The sequence below is a fragment of the Citrobacter sp. RHBSTW-00029 genome, assembly GCF_014104295.1.
Taxonomy (GTDB): domain Bacteria; phylum Pseudomonadota; class Gammaproteobacteria; order Enterobacterales; family Enterobacteriaceae; genus Citrobacter; species Citrobacter youngae.
In genome coordinates this window covers 2,157,084-2,175,297 of record NZ_JABXRT010000001.1, presented here as the reverse complement: position 1 = coordinate 2,175,297, position 18,214 = coordinate 2,157,084, and the positions used below count along the sequence as shown (strand labels likewise).

General features: G+C 49.4%; 19 protein-coding genes. 9 read left to right on the top strand and 10 right to left on the bottom strand.

Annotation, left to right across the window (positions count from 1 at the left end; translation table 11 throughout):
* The first annotated feature begins 158 nt into the window (after positions 1–158).
* Complete coding sequence (locus HV041_RS10795; protein WP_121584526.1) at positions 159–866, top strand: CTP synthase; 708 nt, start codon at positions 159–161, stop codon at positions 864–866.
* 36 nt (positions 867–902) lie between these two features.
* Here the strand turns inward: HV041_RS10795 and HV041_RS10790 are convergent, their stop codons facing one another.
* Positions 903–2,090, bottom strand: a complete 1,188-nt coding sequence (locus HV041_RS10790) for a CynX/NimT family MFS transporter (protein ID WP_121584527.1) — start codon at positions 2,088–2,090, stop codon at positions 903–905.
* A 99-nt stretch (positions 2,091–2,189) separates the two neighbouring features.
* On the opposite strand from HV041_RS10790, the gene HV041_RS10785 reads away from it, so the two are divergent.
* Positions 2,190–3,008 (top strand): helix-turn-helix transcriptional regulator, encoded by an 819-nt coding sequence (locus HV041_RS10785; protein WP_061067752.1) that lies wholly within the window; start codon positions 2,190–2,192, stop codon positions 3,006–3,008.
* Here the strand turns inward: HV041_RS10785 and HV041_RS10780 are convergent.
* The 3 genes from HV041_RS10780 to dgcJ all read right to left on the bottom strand — a co-directional run bounded on the left by HV041_RS10780 (position 2,965) and on the right by dgcJ (position 5,587).
* A complete protein-coding gene (locus tag HV041_RS10780; protein ID WP_182294214.1) occupies positions 2,965–3,411 on the bottom strand; it encodes a DUF441 domain-containing protein in 447 nt (148 codons plus the stop codon). The genes HV041_RS10785 and HV041_RS10780 overlap by 44 nt on opposite strands.
* Positions 3,412–3,549: 138 nt before the next feature.
* Complete coding sequence (locus HV041_RS10775; RefSeq protein WP_048211929.1) at positions 3,550–4,053, bottom strand: YbaK/prolyl-tRNA synthetase associated domain-containing protein; 504 nt, start codon at positions 4,051–4,053, stop codon at positions 3,550–3,552.
* A gap of 43 nt (positions 4,054–4,096) precedes the next feature.
* Complete coding sequence (dgcJ, locus tag HV041_RS10770) at positions 4,097–5,587, bottom strand: diguanylate cyclase DgcJ (protein ID WP_101741748.1); 1,491 nt, start codon at positions 5,585–5,587, stop codon at positions 4,097–4,099.
* Between the two features lie 165 nt (positions 5,588–5,752).
* Here dgcJ and HV041_RS10765 point away from each other — a divergent pair, with 165 nt between their 5' ends.
* Complete coding sequence (locus tag HV041_RS10765) at positions 5,753–6,523, top strand: class I SAM-dependent methyltransferase (protein ID WP_048211927.1); 771 nt, start codon at positions 5,753–5,755, stop codon at positions 6,521–6,523.
* A 65-nt stretch (positions 6,524–6,588) separates the two neighbouring features.
* Here the strand turns inward: HV041_RS10765 and HV041_RS10760 are convergent, their stop codons facing one another.
* Complete coding sequence (locus HV041_RS10760) at positions 6,589–7,872, bottom strand: YeaH/YhbH family protein (protein ID WP_048211926.1); 1,284 nt, start codon at positions 7,870–7,872, stop codon at positions 6,589–6,591.
* Positions 7,873–7,993: 121 nt separating this feature from the next.
* Positions 7,994–9,928 carry a protein kinase YeaG gene (yeaG, locus tag HV041_RS10755; RefSeq protein WP_005120355.1) on the bottom strand — a complete coding sequence of 645 codons (1,935 nt, stop codon included), beginning with the start codon at positions 9,926–9,928 and terminating at the stop codon, positions 7,994–7,996.
* Positions 9,929–10,361: 433 nt separating this feature from the next.
* Between yeaG and HV041_RS10750 the strand changes: the two genes are divergently transcribed.
* From HV041_RS10750 to HV041_RS10735, 4 genes are all read left to right on the top strand, one after another.
* Positions 10,362–11,108 carry a MipA/OmpV family protein gene (locus HV041_RS10750; protein WP_048212595.1) on the top strand — a complete coding sequence of 249 codons (747 nt, stop codon included), beginning with the start codon at positions 10,362–10,364 and terminating at the stop codon, positions 11,106–11,108.
* 580 nt (positions 11,109–11,688) lie between these two features.
* Complete coding sequence (locus HV041_RS10745; RefSeq protein WP_121584528.1) at positions 11,689–11,931, top strand: hypothetical protein; 243 nt, start codon at positions 11,689–11,691, stop codon at positions 11,929–11,931.
* Between the two features lie 10 nt (positions 11,932–11,941).
* Entirely contained in the window at positions 11,942–12,292 is a 351-nt protein-coding gene (locus tag HV041_RS10740; protein WP_121584529.1) for a hypothetical protein, read from the top strand.
* 177 nt (positions 12,293–12,469) lie between these two features.
* Positions 12,470–13,324, top strand: a complete 855-nt coding sequence (locus tag HV041_RS10735) for an aldo/keto reductase (protein WP_048211922.1) — start codon at positions 12,470–12,472, stop codon at positions 13,322–13,324.
* 98 nt (positions 13,325–13,422) lie between these two features.
* Here the strand turns inward: HV041_RS10735 and HV041_RS10730 are convergent, their stop codons facing one another.
* Positions 13,423–14,307, bottom strand: coding sequence for a D-hexose-6-phosphate mutarotase (locus HV041_RS10730; RefSeq protein WP_048211921.1), 885 nt, complete (start codon positions 14,305–14,307; stop codon positions 13,423–13,425).
* Positions 14,308–14,390: 83 nt separating this feature from the next.
* Positions 14,391–15,386, bottom strand: coding sequence for a glyceraldehyde-3-phosphate dehydrogenase (gapA, locus tag HV041_RS10725; RefSeq protein WP_003030697.1), 996 nt, complete (start codon positions 15,384–15,386; stop codon positions 14,391–14,393).
* 341 nt (positions 15,387–15,727) lie between these two features.
* Here gapA and msrB point away from each other — a divergent pair, with 341 nt between their 5' ends.
* Complete coding sequence (gene msrB, locus HV041_RS10720; RefSeq protein WP_061067757.1) at positions 15,728–16,141, top strand: peptide-methionine (R)-S-oxide reductase MsrB; 414 nt, start codon at positions 15,728–15,730, stop codon at positions 16,139–16,141.
* Positions 16,142–16,183: 42 nt separating this feature from the next.
* Positions 16,184–16,459 carry a YeaC family protein gene (locus HV041_RS10715; protein WP_048211919.1) on the top strand — a complete coding sequence of 92 codons (276 nt, stop codon included), beginning with the start codon at positions 16,184–16,186 and terminating at the stop codon, positions 16,457–16,459.
* Positions 16,460–16,503: 44 nt separating this feature from the next.
* On the opposite strand, the gene yajD is transcribed toward HV041_RS10715, so the two are convergent.
* Positions 16,504–16,848: an HNH nuclease YajD gene (yajD, locus tag HV041_RS10710; protein WP_003030690.1), complete on the bottom strand. Its 345-nt coding sequence runs from the start codon at positions 16,846–16,848 to the stop codon at positions 16,504–16,506.
* Between the two features lie 94 nt (positions 16,849–16,942).
* Positions 16,943–18,196, bottom strand: a complete 1,254-nt coding sequence (locus tag HV041_RS10705; protein WP_121584530.1) for a glycoside hydrolase family 18 protein — start codon at positions 18,194–18,196, stop codon at positions 16,943–16,945.
* Positions 18,197–18,214: the final 18 nt, after the last annotated feature.

Below are 18,214 nucleotides of genomic sequence, written 5' to 3'. Positions count from 1 at the left end.
AACTCGTCTTCACGACGGCTAAATAAGATCGTAAAACGTGACCATTATAGCATTTTGGCCACATAGACTCTTAATTTAAGGGATTGTGGTAACAACAAAAAATCGGTAGGCTGAGGCTCCTTATGTTGTCCCTCATTGTCTGGACATAAGGAAAGTTAATGGAAATTTCCCCTGTTAAAGATACGCTTCGCATTGCGCTGGTGGGCGATTACAGCCCCGATATTGTGGCGCACCAGGCTATTCCCCTTGCCATCGATGATGCTGCTGCCGTTCTGGAATTAGTGGCTGATTATGACTGGCTCACCACATCTGATATTAGTAGTGGCGAAGATTTAGTCGGCTATGATGCCATCTGGGTGGTCCCTGGCAGTCCTTACCAGCACCAGGAAGGCGCGCTGACGGCAATACGTTACGCCCGCGAAAACAGCATTCCATTTTTGGGCACTTGTGGCGGTTTTCAGCATGCCATTCTCGAGTATGCTCGCAATGTGCTGGGCTGGCGTGATGCTGCGCATGCGGAAACAGAGACCTCGGGCCGTATGGTGATTGCACCGCTGACCTGCTCGTTGGTCGAAAAGACGGATGATATTGAACTGCGCGCGAATACGCTGATCGCCAGAGCCTACGGACGGGATGTCATTACAGAGGGGTATCACTGTAACTATGGCGTGTCGGAAACTTTTGCTGCTGAGCTTGAAAGCGGCGATCTGCGAGTGACGGGCTGGGATGACGCTGGTGATGTTCGCGCTATTGAACTGGTGACACATCCGTTTTATGTCGGGACGCTTTTTCAGCATGAACGAGGGGCACTGGCAGGAAAGCCTGTACCGCTCGTCCAGGCACTGCTGCGCGCGGCCAGAGGATAACAACTGGGCAGGTTGCTTATTCGCCTGCCCGGTGTATTACGTGCTGGCGATCTCTTTGTCGCGTCCTGAACAGACGCCAAACACGGCCATGATGAGAGCGAGCAGTGCGACGCCAACCAGCGGGATCTGCCAGCTATCGTTAAGATCGTGAATTTTCCCCATCACCGGCGGCCCACATGCGGCCAGCAAATATCCGACAGATTGCGCCATGCCTGATAGCGCGGCAGCCTGGTGCGCTGAGCTTGCACGTAGCCCGATAAAGGTGAGACCGAGGATCATCGTGGCACCGGAGCCAAAGCCAAACAGCACGGTCCACAGGGCCGCCTGCCCGGGCATAACAGCAAACCCTGCAGCGCCGACAGCGCACATTAACGAGACCAGTGCGGCGATAGTACGCTGATCTTTAAACCGATACAGAACGAGGGGGATCAGTAGCCCGGGAGCTGCGGTCGCCAGTTGCAGCAAACCATGCAGCGATCCCGCCTGTGCCTCACTGTAGCCGTGGCTGATCATAATGGCGGGTAACCAGCCGATAATGACATAATAGATGAGTGAGTTGATGCCCAAAAACAGCGTGACCTGCCAGGCGAGACTGGAGCGCCAGATCGCGCGGGAGTGCAACGCTCGCGAATTACTGAGGCTGGCATTGGCCGTCTGGCGCCATTGAGGTAACCAGATCAATAACGCCAGCAGCGGAAAGATCATTAACATCATCAGTGCGCCGCGCCAGCCAAAGCCATTTAACGCCAGCGGCACGACCATTGCCGAACCCAGCGCTGCTGCAGCGCCCATCGTTAACGAATACGCCCCGGTGAGCTTTGCTACATGCTGTGAAAAATCACGCTTAATGAGTCCCGGCAAAAGGACATTTCCCAGTGCGATGCCACAGCCAATGACTGCCGTCCCACCAAACAAGGCTCCGGATGAAGGGAGCGAACGTATAGCAATACCCACACAGATCAGCAGCATGGCGGCTAACAGGCTGCGCTCAATGCCCCAACGGCGCGCAATGGCGGCAGCGAGGGGGGATACCAGCGCGAAGGCCAGCAGCGGCAGGGTAGTCAGAAGTCCCGTCTGGGCGGTACTCAGGCCGTAGTCGGCGCGAATGGCATCCAGCAATGGGGCTGCACCGGTAAAGGTGACGCGTAGTGTGGTGGCAATCATCAGGATCCCCGCGATCAGCAGCACTGCGCTTTTGCCGCGGGAGGAAGGTGTAATAATCATTTTTTTCTCATATCGTCAGGCGAGGCGATACTTTAGCGTTTTTACACTATGGATGAATCAAGCTAAAATGACAGTTTATCGCTAAAATAGGACATTCTGATGTTGGGGCTGAGACTGGATGGGTATCAACCCGATCTTTACCACGATGCCGCCGTGGCTTTTTGTATTCAGGCTCAGGAAGATGAACTTTTCAGCCCACTGCATCAACACCGCAAAGGTCAGTTAATCCTGGCGTTACATGGTGCAATTACCTGCGAAGTGGAGAACGCCATGTGGATGGTGCCGCCGCAATATGCGGTGTGGATCCCTGGCGAAATTCCACACAGCAACCACGTTACCGTGGGCGCGCAATTGTGTTTTCTGTTTATTGAGCCGCAGGCTGTCGTGATGCCTGAATGTTGCTGCACGCTGAAAATCGCTCCGTTATGTCGGGAACTTATTCTTGCGCTGGCGAACAAAACGGATGCCCAGCTCTGTGAACCAGCTACCCAGCGGTTAACGCAGGTGTTGTTTGACGAACTCCCGCAGCAGCCACAGGAGCAAATGCAGTTACCAGTATCCGATCACCCGAAAATTCGCAAGATGGTGGCGACGATGGCGCAGGAACCTGCACAATGGCAAACACTGGGGCAGTGGGCCAACGTGTTTGCCATGAGTGAGCGTAACCTTGCTCGTCTGGTTGTCAAAGAAACAGGATTAAGCTTTCGCCGCTGGCGTCACCAGCTACAGCTGATCCTGGCGCTGCAAGCTCTAATCGACGGGCACAATGTACAGCAGGTTGCTCAAATGCTCGGTTACGATTCAACGACCGCGTTTATCACCATGTTCAAAAAAGGCCTGGGACAAACGCCAGGCCGTTATCTGGCAGGATTGACTACTGCTTCCCAACAATCAACGAGACCAGACCTGCCGCAATGAGCGGTCCCACTGGCACCCCGCGAAACAGCGCCACGCCCAGAACCGTGCCCACCAGTAAACCGGCGACGAGTTGAGGTTGGCTACCCATCAGCGTGACGCCGCGCCCGCCAAGCCAGGAGACAACAACGCCGACGGCGATAGCGACCAGCGACTTCCAGTTTACAAAGGAGTGAATAAGCGTAGAGGGGGGCAGCGTTCCGCTGGCGATCGGCGCCATGACGCCAATGGTCAGAATAATAATCCCAACGGTAAGCCCCTGCTTTTCAATCCACGGGAAGAATGTATTCAGCGGAGTAACACGGATGATTATCAGCACCAGAATTGAAACGGCGACAGTGGTGTTGTGGCTGACAAAGCCCAGAGCTGCCAGTCCAAGCAGGATCAGCAGAGTGACATCAAACATCGTAGTTTCCTTGCCAAAAGAAAAAATAAGCCTGCTTACTGTACGCGTAAACGCGTGACGGAACAGGCTTTTTTTAATGATTATGATTTTTTTTGGGCTAACGCACGATGCGACGTTTTTTACTGCTAACGCAGACCGTTATTGTTCGCGGCGGAAAGGGATTAATTCAGGTTGCGCGATACGCAGGTAATCTGCGGTATCCATGATCACAGATTTTTCCAGCAACCCGGCATTAAACGCAATTTCATGAAAACGCTCAAACAATAGCGGATCGGCGACCAGCTTGAGATTCGGGTGGAAGCTAAACGGCGGGATCGCGCCAAATACACAGCCGGTAAGTTCATCGACTTCCGCCGGGCTGGCAAGCGATGCTCTTAACCCACCAATATGACCCGCTAACAAACTGAGATCGGCCTGCTGGTCAGCGGGCAAAATTGCCAACACATGCTGATTAACGCCGTTGCCTTTGACCTTACAGACCAGGGCTTTTGCTCCCTGGCCGAGCGCGGTACCACGAATTTCAGAAACTGCCTCACATTTGCCGACGGCTTCATGGCTTACCACGCGGTACGTTGCGCCTTGCTCTGACAACAGCGAAATTAAACGCTGATGCGTTGCGTTACCTTTGTTCACTTCCGTCATGACTTACTCCTGGTACAACAATGAAAATCCTGCAGAAAAATAATCACGCACCGGCGCGTTTTTTCTGTTTGTTCATATAGAGCTGTGCATCAGATGCTTTGTAAGCATCATCAATAGTGTCGTTCGGCTGCATATTATAAACCCCGGCTGAGAAGCTGATGGATATATCATGCGCAATAATTTGTAAGTTATAGCGAATTCTCTCCAGCAGGCGGGGCGTTAAATCACTGGGATGGTCGATGAGGATGATACAAAACTCATCGCCGCCGAGGCGGATGGCGTAGTCGCTTTTGCGAATGGAACTTTGAATGGCTTTGGCCAGATGAGTGATAATCCGATCACCTTCTTTATGCCCTAACGTATCATTGATGACTTTCAGCTTATCGCAGTCGATGGCGATAAAGGTGACGAGAGTGCCCGTATTGACCAACTGCTGCAAACGTTGTTCGAGCGTCGGGGTTAAAACTTTCCGATTGTAGAGTCCGGTCATGGCGTCACTGATATTTTCGCGCGTGACGTTGTGATACAAGCGAAAATGCGTTCTGACCAAATTCAACAGCAAAATTGTTGCCAGCAGATAGAAAGCGAAGATTTTCCAGGATGAGACAATAAAGTACATTAAATCAAGCGTTAAAGTGATGCGTATGCCGCCTGGAATGTCCTTCTCGTAGTGAACATAGTGAAACAGGTTAGTCTCACTTTGGTGAACGAGAATCTCTTTACCGGAGCTGGTATCCGAGAGCGTAACGTTAAGATAGCGCCATACCAGAGGCCGGTCGCTGGTATAAAAGATATTCTTTAAATTCTCTTTGTTGATATCCACCATTACTACACCTTTTAACTTACCGGTAGAGTAGACCGGCGTTAAAAAGCTCATCACCTTTTTCCCGGTCAGGTTATCCAGATAAATACTGGAGATCACCGTACGCCCCGTGAAAATACCGTCAATATCATTCTGGTCGATGCCCAGGGTGCCTTTTTGCAAAAACGTCCAGTTATGTATCGCAAATTGGCGCGAGTCGATTCGGTCATAGAAATAGACGTAGTTATTTTTGAGGTCGACGTAATATCGGAATTTATACTCCAGCGTACCTAATCCCTGACCGTAATCTTTCTGCTCACGATTAGCGTTTACCGCCTTATCAAAAGAGGGCAGCAGGAATATGTCTTCAAGTTGTTCGCTACATTTCGTTGAGGTGGTTTGCAGCGTCCCGTGCAATGGTGGGTAGTTATGCTCTGTGAGATTGAGTCCATGAGTGCCGTTAACGCTGTCGAAAGCGTTGCAAAGTGCTTTTTGTTGTTCGACAGACGCGGGTTCCTGAGGGGATGAAAATGTGCGCATCAGATGGGCGGCAATACTTTGATTAGTATACTTATCATAAAGAAACGATGAGTCGGCTTTCTCATTGATATAGCGCATGTACGCATTCATCGCTTTATCGCTTGCAATGAGCTCATAAACCAAAAAAGAAGACGTCAAAACAATTACGCTAACGGAGATAAAGAGCCTGAGCGCTTTATGATGCAATTTCATAATGATTTACAGCCCTGTAAGTCTGATACTTCAGTCTATCACACGGTATAGCTCCTCTCTAACGCTACGCGGAAGGACATTTTGTAATAAAAAACATTCGTACTCTTCACCTTTAACTCTTAATGTTGTATTTATAATGCAACTTATAGAAAAGGAGACAGGCAGATGAGCACGACTGAAAAAGCGGGCCATACGTTCTTAGCCAGCCTGGGCAAAACCCGTCTGCGTCCGGGGGGCATTGAAGCAACAGAGTGGTTGTTCAGCCAGTCACAGCTGGCGCCCGACAGCCAGGTGCTGGAAGTGGCCTGTAATATGGCCACCACGGCGATAGAGATAGCGCAACGCTTTGGTTGTACGGTCTACGCTATCGATATGGATAAAACCGCGCTATCAAATGCCAGAAATAATGTGGCAGCAAATGGGCTGGAAAATCACATTCATGTGATGGCTGCGAATGCCAGTACCCTTCCTTTTGCGGATAACAGCTTCGATGTGGTGATTAACGAGGCCATGCTGACAATGTATGCCGATAAAGCGAAGGCGAAATTAATTGCCGAATATTATCGCGTGTTGAAACCCGGCGGTCGTCTGTTAACCCACGACATTATGTTCACCACACAAAGACTGGACGCGAGCGAGCAGGGCAAGCTTGTGGAGGTGGTGAAATCAAACGTGAGTCCGATGACCAGACAAGGCTGGCGTGAGTTATTTCTCAACTGCGGTTTTGAACAGGTCATGCAGCAGAATGGCGCTATGTCGCTGATGTCGCCAGGAGGATTAATTCGTGATGAGGGAGTTACTGGGGCGATTAAAATTATGTTTAACGGTTTACGCACTTACGAAAATCGCCGTCGGTTCCTGAAAATGTTTCGCTTCTTCCGTTCGCAACGTCATCAGCTAAACTACATTGCCTGCTGCTCTGTTAAGGGAAAATAAAAACAGGATGGGGCACTATTTATAAAATCAGTCAGCACATATACGCGCTGACTGATTTGTTTAGGCTAATTATTGCTGGTCGTACTTTGCTTATGGAACAGTTCGCGGAATACCGGGTAAATATCATCCTGATCGCGAATATGCTGCATCGCAAAGTTATCAAAGGTTGATTGCAGATGTTCGTATTCACGCCACAAGGTCTGGTGCGCACGGCGAGTGATTTCGATATAGCTGTAATATCTCACCACCGGCAGCAGTTTTTTCGCCAGGATTTCATGACACAGTGGTGAATCATCTGCCCAGTTATCGCCATCCGATGCCTGAGCGGCATAGATATTCCACTGGGCAGGGTTGTAGCGATCTTTTACCACTTCATCCATTAACTTCAGGGCGCTGGAAACTATGGTTCCCCCCGTTTCCTGAGAGTAGAAGAACTCGTGTTCATCAACCTCTTTCGCCTGAGTATGATGGCGAATATAGACAACCTCCACGTTTTTGTAAGTGCGGCTCAGGAACAGATACAGCAGGATATAAAAACGTTTTGCCATATCTTTAGTCGACTGATCCATTGAGCCGGAGACGTCCATCAGACAGAACATCACCGCCTGGCTGGAAGGATCGGGTCGTTTCTCATAATTCTTGTAGCGCAAATCAAAAGTATCTATAAACGGCACGCGTTCGATTTTTGCCCGTAGTTCGGCAATCTCTTTGCGTAACCTTTCCTCTTCCAGCAACTGCGCGGGTTCACTTTTGGCGATGGTTTCCAGATCGGCCTCAAGCGCATGCAGTTCACGACGTTTACCCGCCGTCATTGCTGTGCGACGCGCCAGTGAGTTTTGCAAGGAGCGCACCACGCTGATATTGGCGGGCACACCGTTGGAGGTAAATCCTGCACGGTGCGTTTTAAACTCCGTTAACTGACGTTGCTGATTCTGCTTCAGATTAGGAAGCGCTAAATCTTCGAACAGCAGATCAAGATATTCATCTTTAGATATCTGAAAGACGAACTCATCCTGACCCTCGCCATCCTGACTGGCCTGGCCTTGTCCGCTACCTGAACCGCCGCCGCCCCCCTGCGGACGTTCGATACGGTCATTCTGTACAAAATGATCATTACCTGGATGCACGCGATGACGCAGGCCACCGCGCCCCTGATGAAACATCGGTTCGCTAATATCATCGGTCGGAATAGAGACAGATTCGCCGCTATCTACATCGGTCACCGAACGCTTGTTAATGGCCTCGGAGATCGACTGTTTAATTTGCGATTTATAACGGCGCAAGAAGCGTTGGCGATTTACCGTGCTCTTGTTCTTGCCGTTAAGACGCCGGTCAATAAACCAGGTCATATGCCCCCCGTACTGCCAACTGTTCGCCATGTCTGTAAGTGCCGGATGGCGCTGGCGCTATCCGGCCTACGGAACATTATTTTGCAAGCCCGGTAAGCGCATGCACCACCGGGCACTTATGTTAAGACGATTTACGTACGCGCAAATACCATTCGCACAGTAAACGTACCTGTTTACGCGTATAGCCTTTTTCCATCATACGGTCGACAAAATCGTCGTGCTTTTTCTGCTCGTCAGTCGAGGTTTTAGCGTTAAACGAAATGACCGGCAGCAACTCTTCGGTATTCGAGAACATTTTCTTCTCAATAACCGTGCGCAGTTTTTCGTAACTGGTCCAGTTTGGATTGCGACCGCTGTTATTCGCTCTGGCACGCAGAACAAAGTTGACGATCTCGTTACGGAAATCTTTCGGGTTGCTGATACCCGCCGGCTTTTCAATTTTCTCCAGTTCTGAGTTCAGTGACTCGCGATCGAACAGCTGACCGGTATCTGGATCGCGATACTCCTGATCCTGAATCCAGAAATCCGCATAGGTCACATAACGGTCAAAAATGTTCTGTCCGTATTCGGAATAAGATTCGAGATAAGCCGTCTGGATCTCTTTGCCGATGAATTCAGCATATTTCGGGATCAGATAGCCTTTCAGGAACTCAAGATAACGCTCAGCCTGCTCCTGCGGGAATTGCTCGCGTTCGATTTGCTGCTCCAGTACGTAGAACAGATGAACCGGGTTAGCTGCCACTTCGGCATGGTCAAAGTTAAAGACGCGAGAGAGGATCTTAAACGCGAAACGCGTGGACAGACCGTTCATTCCCTCATCAACCCCGGCGTAATCCCGATACTCCTGATAGGATTTCGCTTTTGGATCGGTATCTTTCAGGCTTTCGCCATCGTAAACGCGCATCTTCGAGTAAATGCTCGAGTTCTCAGGTTCTTTCAGGCGAGAAAGAATGGTAAAGCGAGAGAGGGTTTCCAACGTGCCCGGTGCGCAAGGCGCATGGGTCAGCTCACTATGGTTAAGCAGTTTTTCGTAAATTTTGATCTCTTCAGAGATCCGCAGGCAATAAGGCACTTTGACGATGTAAACACGGTCAAGGAACGCCTCATTGTTTTTGTTATTACGGAACGTTACCCATTCAGATTCGTTCGAGTGGGCAAGAATAATCCCGTTAAACGGCAGGGCGGAGATACCTTCTGTCCCGTTGTAGTTTCCTTCCTGGGTGGCGGTCAGCAGAGGATGCAGCACTTTAATCGGTGCTTTAAACATCTCAACGAATTCCATAATCCCCTGGTTGGAGCGGCACAGCGCACCTGAGTAGCCATAGGCGTCAGGATCGTTCTGGGCGTGGTGTTCGAGTTTACGAATATCCACTTTCCCGACCAGAGCGGAAATGTCCTGGTTGTTTTCATCACCAGGCTCCGTTTTAGCGATGGCGATTTGCTCGAGAATAGACGGCCAGACTTTGACGACGCGGAATTTAGTGATGTCCCCGCCGAAATCATGCAAACGCTTCGCAGCCCACGGCGACATGATTGTACCGAGATAGCGACGCGGGACCCCATACTCTTTTTCCAGGATCTGTGCATCTTCCTGCGGATTAAACAGGCATAACGGATGATCGTTAACCGGGCTACGTTCACCATTGGCGCTGAGGACATAAATGGGCACTCTTTGCATCAGCGATTTCAGTCGCTCTGCAAGCGATGATTTTCCGCCTCCCACCGGCCCCAGCAGATAGAGGATCTGCTTCTTCTCTTCCAGCCCCTGAGCCGCATGTTTCAGATAAGAAACAATCTGTTCAATCGCGTCTTCCATGCCGTAAAACTCTTCAAAAGCGGGATAACGTGCAATCACCCGATTCGAAAAGAGTCGAGAAAGTCGAGGTTCGTGGGCAGTGTCAACCATGACAGGCTCACCAATAGCCATTAATAGCCGCTCTGCCGCGTTGGCATAAGCACTGCGATCTTGCCGACAAGTGGTAAGAAACTCCTGCAGCGTGAACTCTTCGTCCTTGGCAGCTTCATAACGCTGGCGATAGTGATCGAATATATTCATGGTATGCCGTCCTTTCGTTTTTTAGCACATGTTAAGAGCCGTTCATATGAATAGTAGAGGCCCCTGAAGAGGTAAACTGAACGACGTCGCTGCTGAAGAAATAAGCAACTCTCATGCCATTTCGATGGTCAGGAGATCAACGTATTCGGTGATACACCTTCTAAATTTAAGCGTAGATGGCATTTGCAAAACTTGCCTGTACGCGCAAATGAATTTCAATGGCATATCAATAACTCATCAGCAAAAAAAGCACATGTTATGTAAAGAAATGGGGCTGAATTCATGTGGTGTTCACCGTACTGCAAGCAAAATGTCATCACTCGTTGAGAAATTAGGGGGTTACATTGGGCAGGTAATACGTAAAATAGTTGGGCTGAAGCGTATTGGCGGTTACACTTTCGTCGCTAAACATTTGAATAAGGAATTATGGATTGTGACCAAACTCAAACTTCTGGCACTTGGCGTGCTTATTGCCACGTCCGCGAGCGTCGCGCAAGCAGAAAGCAACCTGACGCTGGGCGCAGGCGTTGGTGTGGTTGAACACCCTTACAAAAACTACGATAGTGACGTTTACCCGGTCCCTGTTGTGACCTATGAAAGCGACAACTTCTGGTTCCGTGGTCTGGGCGGCGGTTACTACCTGTGGAATGACAATACAGATAAATTATCTGTGATGGCGTACTGGTCGCCACTGTACTTCAAGCCGGGCGACAGCGACGATAGCCGTCTGCGCAATCTCGATAAGCGCAAGAGCACCATGATGGCCGGGCTTTCTTACGTGCATAACACACAATATGGTTTCCTGCGTACCAGCCTCGCGGGAGACGCACTGGATAACAGTAATGGTATCGTATGGGATCTGGCATGGCTGTACCGTTATACCAACGGGGGCCTGACGCTGACACCGGGGATTGGTGTTGAGTGGAACAGTGAAAACCAGAACCAGTACTACTACGGTGTATCGCGCCACGAATCGTCCCGCAGTGGTTTACGCAGCTACGATCCTGAAAGCAGCTGGAATCCGTACCTTGAACTCAGCGCCAACTATAATTTCTTAGGCGACTGGAGCGTGTACGGTACTGCGCGTTACACCCGTTTATCTGATGAAGTGACAGACAGCCCGATGGTAGACAAATCCTGGACGGGTCTGATCTCAACGGGTATCACCTATAAGTTCTGATGCATTTCCAATGCTGAACATGAGCCCGCGTTATGCGGGCTTTTTTATGCCTGACGGGAATGAATGTTGATCTCAAGCATGAGAATTCACGATTTCTGCTGATTCTGCCTTATGCGATGCTGCAACGAATAATTAACGTGTTTTACCTGGTGTAGTTACCAAAAAGGAACGTATTATTTAATTAGTCTGATATCGATTTTCTTACAGCGTAAGAAATACAGGTGTCGCAGAACCAATCATCGTTAGCGACTAACAAAATCTACTACGGCAATATACTGAAAATGCACTGTTTTGTTATTACTCCTGGATCTCAATTAACCTTGCAAAACGTGTTGAAAATATCTGATAACTATTTTTATCGTTTAATTTAACCATGAAAGTCATCTTTCATGTGAAAACTAAAAAACAAAACGTTTAATTTTTATTTTACATTCTTTAGGTAATTATCTGAAAAAATTAAAATTGACATTAAATATTCTATTGCAGATATTACTCAAACTTTGAAAATAGTGAGCGTAATTCTTTCTTGCAGAAATATAATCTGCGATGAAGGTTTTTGAGAATAAACCTGGTATAGATAATGAAAAAGTTAATCATGATAGCTGTGATGGGTGGGATTCTGGCGGGTTGTTCTACCGAGGCCTCTCGCATGAATGACTGTGAGAACAAGGGCGTCAGTCGGGATGCATGCTACGTTGCTGAGCAGAATCGTCAGGCTACAATCAATGCTGCAGCGGAAAAACAGGCTATAGAAAATGCACAGAACCTGTACATCACAAATGACGGTAATTCCAGCCATCATCATAATCACAATAAATATTAAGGTTTTACTCATGAATAAATTAATGATTACCGCTGCGCTGGTGGCATCAACTGTTGCCCCTGCTCATGCTATTAGCGAGGCTTACCGTCGTCAGTTGCAACATGATCATAAAACCATGGTTAGTGAAGCGAATGTTCCGGTTAACGCCAGTATGGTAAAATCTATACATGTGAATAAACTGGGGGTTGATTTTAAACGTGGTACCGATGGCATTGCCTACATTAATGGTAGCCCGGCAGCCAATGATGAAAATAATGCAGATGCGCAAACTTACAGTGCAGGCCTGATTTCGGTTATTGTGTATAAGAACGGAAAAATAAACGCCATGAAAGAAGGTAAATATTTAGGCCGTTTAAAATAATCTCTGTACAGCTAACAAGTTATCTGTCTGGGCCCGGAAATAAATACTGTTCCCGGGTTTTTTATTGTGTCTGATTAACGACGAGCCCTCCAAACGAGGATGGTGCAATTTGTGCACCCTCACAGGACACATCACCCATGTTTTGCTTTACTGTGGTGCATGTGCTCAGGGGTAACTATGACAGTAAAACAAGTGATGTTTACAAAACAGGTATCACTTCCTGCTATTGGGCAGGGAACATGGAACATGGGGGAGAACCCCTGCCGTCGTCGTGATGAAGTCTCGGCGTTGCAGGCTGGCCTGGATCTGGGACTGCGTCTGATTGATACGGCAGAAATGTATGCTGATGGTGCAGCAGAAGAGATTGTTGGCGAAGCCTTAGCGGGACGGCGCGATGGTGCATTTTTGGTTTCAAAAGTTTATCCGTGGAATGCCGGAGGCCAGAAAGCGATTGCTGCCTGTGAAGGCAGTCTGCGCCGGCTGAAAACCGACTATCTGGATCTCTATTTGCTGCACTGGACGGGGGACTTTACTTATGAAGAAACCGTCAGCGCCATGGAAAAACTCATCGCTCAGGGGAAAATTCGTCGGTGGGGTGTTTCGAATCTCGATTATGACGAGATGCAGGCGCTATGGCAGGTTGCAGGTGGACGACAATGCGCCACTAACCAGGTGCTATATCATTTAGCGTCGCGCGGCATTGAATATGACTTGCTGCCATGGTGTCAGCAACAGCAGATGCCGGTCATGGCTTACAGTCCGCTGGCCCAGGCGGGACGGTTGCGCCGTGGTCTGCTCACTCATTCGGTGATTAGCGACATTGCACGTGCACACGATGCCAGTACCGCCCAGATCTTACTGGCGTGGGTTATTCGTCAACCGGGCGTGATCGCGATTCCAAAAGCGGCAAGCGTAGCGCATGTCGAACAAAATGCCGCCGCGCTGAATATCACGCTCTCGGTTGATGAACTGAAGTTGTTAGATGAGGCATATCCGGCGCCAAAAGGTAAAACGGCGCTGGATATGGCCTGATTTGCCTGATGGCGCTGCGCTTATCAGGCCTACGGCTACGAGCGGTTTGTAGGCCGGATAAGGCGTTAGCCGCATCCGGCATGATGCGCAGAGTTGTCTTAGCGTTTAGCCACACGAATAGTCTGCGCGAGGCGAGATGGTTTTTCTTCGGTGGTTTTCTGCGAAGCGGTCGCGTAAGCCGTTTCTACACAAACAAACGTTTTGTAACCGTCATCCGGCATGTCGCCCATGCTAATGGACAGCGCCGGACCCGGGTTCCAGCCGACAACGTTCAGATGGTGGTGGTGCACGACATCGATATTGCGATTCAACGCATCATCATGAATCACGCTGCACGCTTCCGGATTCAGATAGACACGATCGGTGCGGTCCGGGAAGGTCTGAATGCCGTCAGCCAGCACATCTTCTTTCGCATCGTTCACTTTATCGATCAGGCGATCGCCAAGACCACTGACTTTCACTGCGGCAATATCACCCACGTTGAAGTAGGTATGCAGTGCGGAGGTGGTTTCAAACTCACCGTGGGCTTCCAGTTCGATTTCACAGGTAGCACCGACCTTAAAGCGGGCAAGCAGAGTAAAGTCGTGTGGCCATAGCTGACGCGTTTCAGCGTTGCTCTGCAGTTCAAACGTCAACACCACGCCATTGTCGTCTTCGTTATGCGCTTTCAGCGTCCAGGACAAGTTACGAGCAAAACCATGAGAAGGCAAACCCTGTTGAGCCGCCGGGCCAAACCACGGCCAGCAAATGGGGACGCCGCCACGCAGCGCTACGCCTGTTTTGAACGGGGTATTGTTACTGAGCCACAGGACTTCCTCTTCGCCGTTTGGTTTCCAGGAAAGAAGATGTGCGCCCTGCAGCGCGAAAGAAGCTTTAACCTGTGGGTGATCGACAACAAGAACCTCAAGTTCATCAAGCTGACGGCGGGAGAGGACAGGGGTAAGCTGTTCAATGACCGGGAGAGCGAAAATTTTGTTAATCATGATGCAATCCTTGGTATATAAATATTTTGGTCATAAAAAAAGGCGACCGAAGTCGCCTTTTTGGATCAGATACTCATCTCAACTTATTTGGAGATGTGAGCAATCAGGTCCAGAACTTTGTTAGAGTAGCCGGTTTCGTTGTCGTACCAGGATACCAGTTTCACGAAGTTGTCGTTCAGTGCGATACCAGCTTTAGCATCGAACACAGAAGTGCAAACTTCACCGTTGAAATCGGTAGATACGACGTCGTCTTCGGTGTAACCCAGAACGCCTTTCATCGGGCCTTCGGAAGCAGCTTTGATTGCTTTCTTAATTTCTTCATAAGAAGCAGCTTTTTCCAGACGAACGGTCAGGTCAACAACGGATACGTTCGGGGTAGGAACGCGGAACGCCATACCGGTCAGTTTGCCGTTCAGTTCTGGCAGTACTTTACCTACAGCTTTAGCAGCACCGGTAGAGGACGGGATGATGTTCTGGGATGCGCCGCGGCCGCCGCGCCAGTCTTTGTGAGACGGGCCATCAACGGTTTTCTGAGTAGCGGTGGTCGCGTGAACAGTCGTCATCAGACCTTCGATGATGCCGAAGTTGTCGTTGATAACTTTAGCCAGCGGAGCCAGGCAGTTAGTGGTGCAGGAAGCGTTAGAAACGATGTCCTGACCTTCATATTTGTCAAAGTTTGCACCTTTAACAAACATCGGAGTGTTATCTTTGGACGGACCAGTCAGAACCACTTTTTTCGCGCCAGCAGTGATGTGCTTACGAGCAGTTTCGTCTGTCAGGAACAGGCCAGTAGCTTCAGCAACTACGTCAACACCAACTTCGTCCCATTTCAGGTTAGCCGGATCACGTTCAGCGGTAACACGGATTTTTTTACCGTTTACGATCAGATGACCGTCTTTCACTTCAACGGTACCGTTGAAACGGCCGTGAGTGGAGTCATATTTCAGCATGTAAGCCATGTAGTCAGCGTCTAACAGGTCGTTGATTGCAACGATCTCGATGTCAGAGCGTTCTTGAGCAGCACGGAAAACAATGCGACCGATACGGCCAAAACCGTTGATACCTACTTTGATAGTCATATATTCCACCAGCTATTTGTTAGTGAATAAAAGGTTGCCTGTAAAATTACAAAAACCTTACGCAGCGTCAAGCGGAATCGTGTCAATCATTGCGACAAATCAATCTGCTGCCTAAGCTTTGCGCAACTGACTCGCCTCACTCTTCCTTTGGGCTTGAAACCACATGGGGTCGGCGGCCCGAATTTTAAAGGGCAATTAAGATAAAAACGTGATTCTTATCACGAATTGCAGGCTGCCATTTCGCAAGGATCAAGTTTAGAACAAAAGTTCGCACTCCGGTGTTAATGTTTTGTTAGAATCTGTCTCGCAATGTGAGTTTAGATAAAGTGAGATGTGAGCAAATGGCTAATCAACCTTCTCCAGAAGAACTGAAAAAAAATTTAACCGAAATGCAGTTCTACGTGACGCAGAATCACGGGACAGAACCGCCATTTACCGGGCGTTTGCTGCATAACAAGCGTGACGGCATCTACCACTGTCTGATCTGCGACAAACCGCTATTTCGTTCCGAGACAAAATATGACTCTGGCTGCGGCTGGCCCAGCTTTTACGAGCCCGTCAGTGAAGAGGCTATCCGTTACATAAAAGATACTTCACATGGCATGCAGCGCATTGAAATTCGCTGTGGTAACTGTGATGCGCACCTCGGACACGTTTTTCCGGATGGTCCGAAACCTACCGGTGAACGTTACTGCGTTAACTCAGCGTCTTTGAACTTCACCGATGGTGAAAACGGCGAGCAAACCAAGGGCTAAAGAAACGATTCAGCAAATTATTCTACGGAGAGTGGATTTAACATGAATCTTGATGAGATGATCAACAGCATGACGCCGGAAGTTTATCAGCGCTTATCGACTGCCGTTGAACTCGGTAAATGGCCGGATGGCGTGGCGCTAACGGCAGAACAAAAAGAGAACAGCTTACAGCTGGTGATGTTATGGCAAGCGCGAAACAATATTGACGCACAGCATATGACGATCGATACCAACGGTGAGATGGTGATGAAGAGTAAGCAGCAGCTTAAAATGGAATTTGGGATTACGCCCGAACCGATTGCGACGTTTAAATCCTGATTAACCTGGCCCGGCAAACATCGGTGTCGGGCCCGCAGTTGATGTTATTTCTTGTTCATCATCGCCTTCAGATCGGCAAACGGATTGTATTTCGCCTCGCCGACGTCTTTCTGCGCATCTTCCCCCGCCACTACAGTGGAACCATACTGATCAACCTCAGTGTATTTCGAATGCTCATGATCGTGACAGTACAGGCATAACATCTCCCAGTTGCTACCGTCTTCCGGGTTATTGGAGTGATCGTGATCGATGTGATGTACCGTCAGCTCGCGCAAATTTGAATACACGAACTCACGGGAACAACGTCCACAAACCCAGGGGAAGAGCTTTAGCGCCTTTTCCCGGTATCCAACTTCCAGACGGGCGTAATTTTTAGGGATAAAAGCCATAAAAGCGCATGCCTCCAGTAGAAAATGAAGAGCTGCGCCAAAGGCTGGCGCAGCAGAATGGGCTAATCATAACCTATTGTGTCAGGCGTTGGGATCAGTGTTTGATGCCTAACGAATCGGCTAACTGCTTCGCCAACTGGTTTTGGTCATCTGCACCGTATTCCCAGAACATGGCGCCTCCCAGTCCCTTGCTCTTGATGTAGTCAGCCTTGATCTCTACCGAGCGCGGGTTTTCATAAGAGAGGGCAAAAAGTGCTTTTCCATCTGCAGACTGCACCGATATCCACGGCACTTTTGCTTCATCATCCCAATGCTGGCTAAAGCGTTTTTGCGGATCGTTGATCAACTTCGTCACAATATCGTTGTACTTCACATAGGTATCTTTACTCAGATCGACGCCCAGTGATTTGAACAACTCAATTTGCGCAGGCTCGAAATAGGGCTGGGTAACCGGGTTTTTCTGCGCGTCAGGTTTGCTCCAGTCAATGCCTGGTTCAACGGCGCGTTTTGGTACGCGTCCATAAAAGCCAATGCCCAGATTCATTTGGCTCGGTTTCAGACCGGCAGCAAGATAGTTACTGACCACAAAATCGGCGCTGTACTTATCCGCCGCGGCGACCGTCGGCCATTGCGTCGAATCATACAGGTTCGAGTTGAAATACTGGGTGCCGTAAGCCATGTCATAGGTCATCAGGTTGATGTAGTCGAGTGATGGTGCAATGGCTTTCACGTCCACCCAGCTTTTCGGACTTTCCGCATTTGCGCCTACGGCGATGGTCAGCAGTTTTTTATGCCCCAATGCGGCCCGCAGTTCTGTGAGCAAGGCGGTAAAATTCGCGCGGTCGGCCGGTTGGCTTTCGACCAGTCCCCAGGCTCCGTTAACCGGATATTCCCAGTCGAGATCGATGCCATCCAGGCCATATTTCGCAATTATCTCTTGCGCAGACTGAATAAACACCGCGCGCGATTCTTTCGTTGCTGCCGCCCCGGAGAATCCGCGTGCGCCCCAGCCGCCGACGGAAAGCAGAACTTTCAGGTTCGGATTCTGTTTACGCAGCTGTGGAATTTTCAGCAAATCATCCTGCACTTTCTGTGAAAGCCAAATTTGATGCAGTTTGCTGGCGTCTTTTAAGGCGTCATTGGTCTCGTCTTTTTCGTTGTTGTAGACAAGGCCAAACGAATAGTTGAGATGGGTAATCTGGCGAACATCCAGTTTATTGATGTCGCCGCCAGGACCGGCAGTGACGTCGCCACCGCCATTAAAGTAGCCAACTGACATCAGCGAACTGGCGGAAACAACGCTCGCGCAGAGCAGGGGTAATGCTGCCAACAAAGGCAAAAGTTTCATCGGTGTTCCTCTTTGACA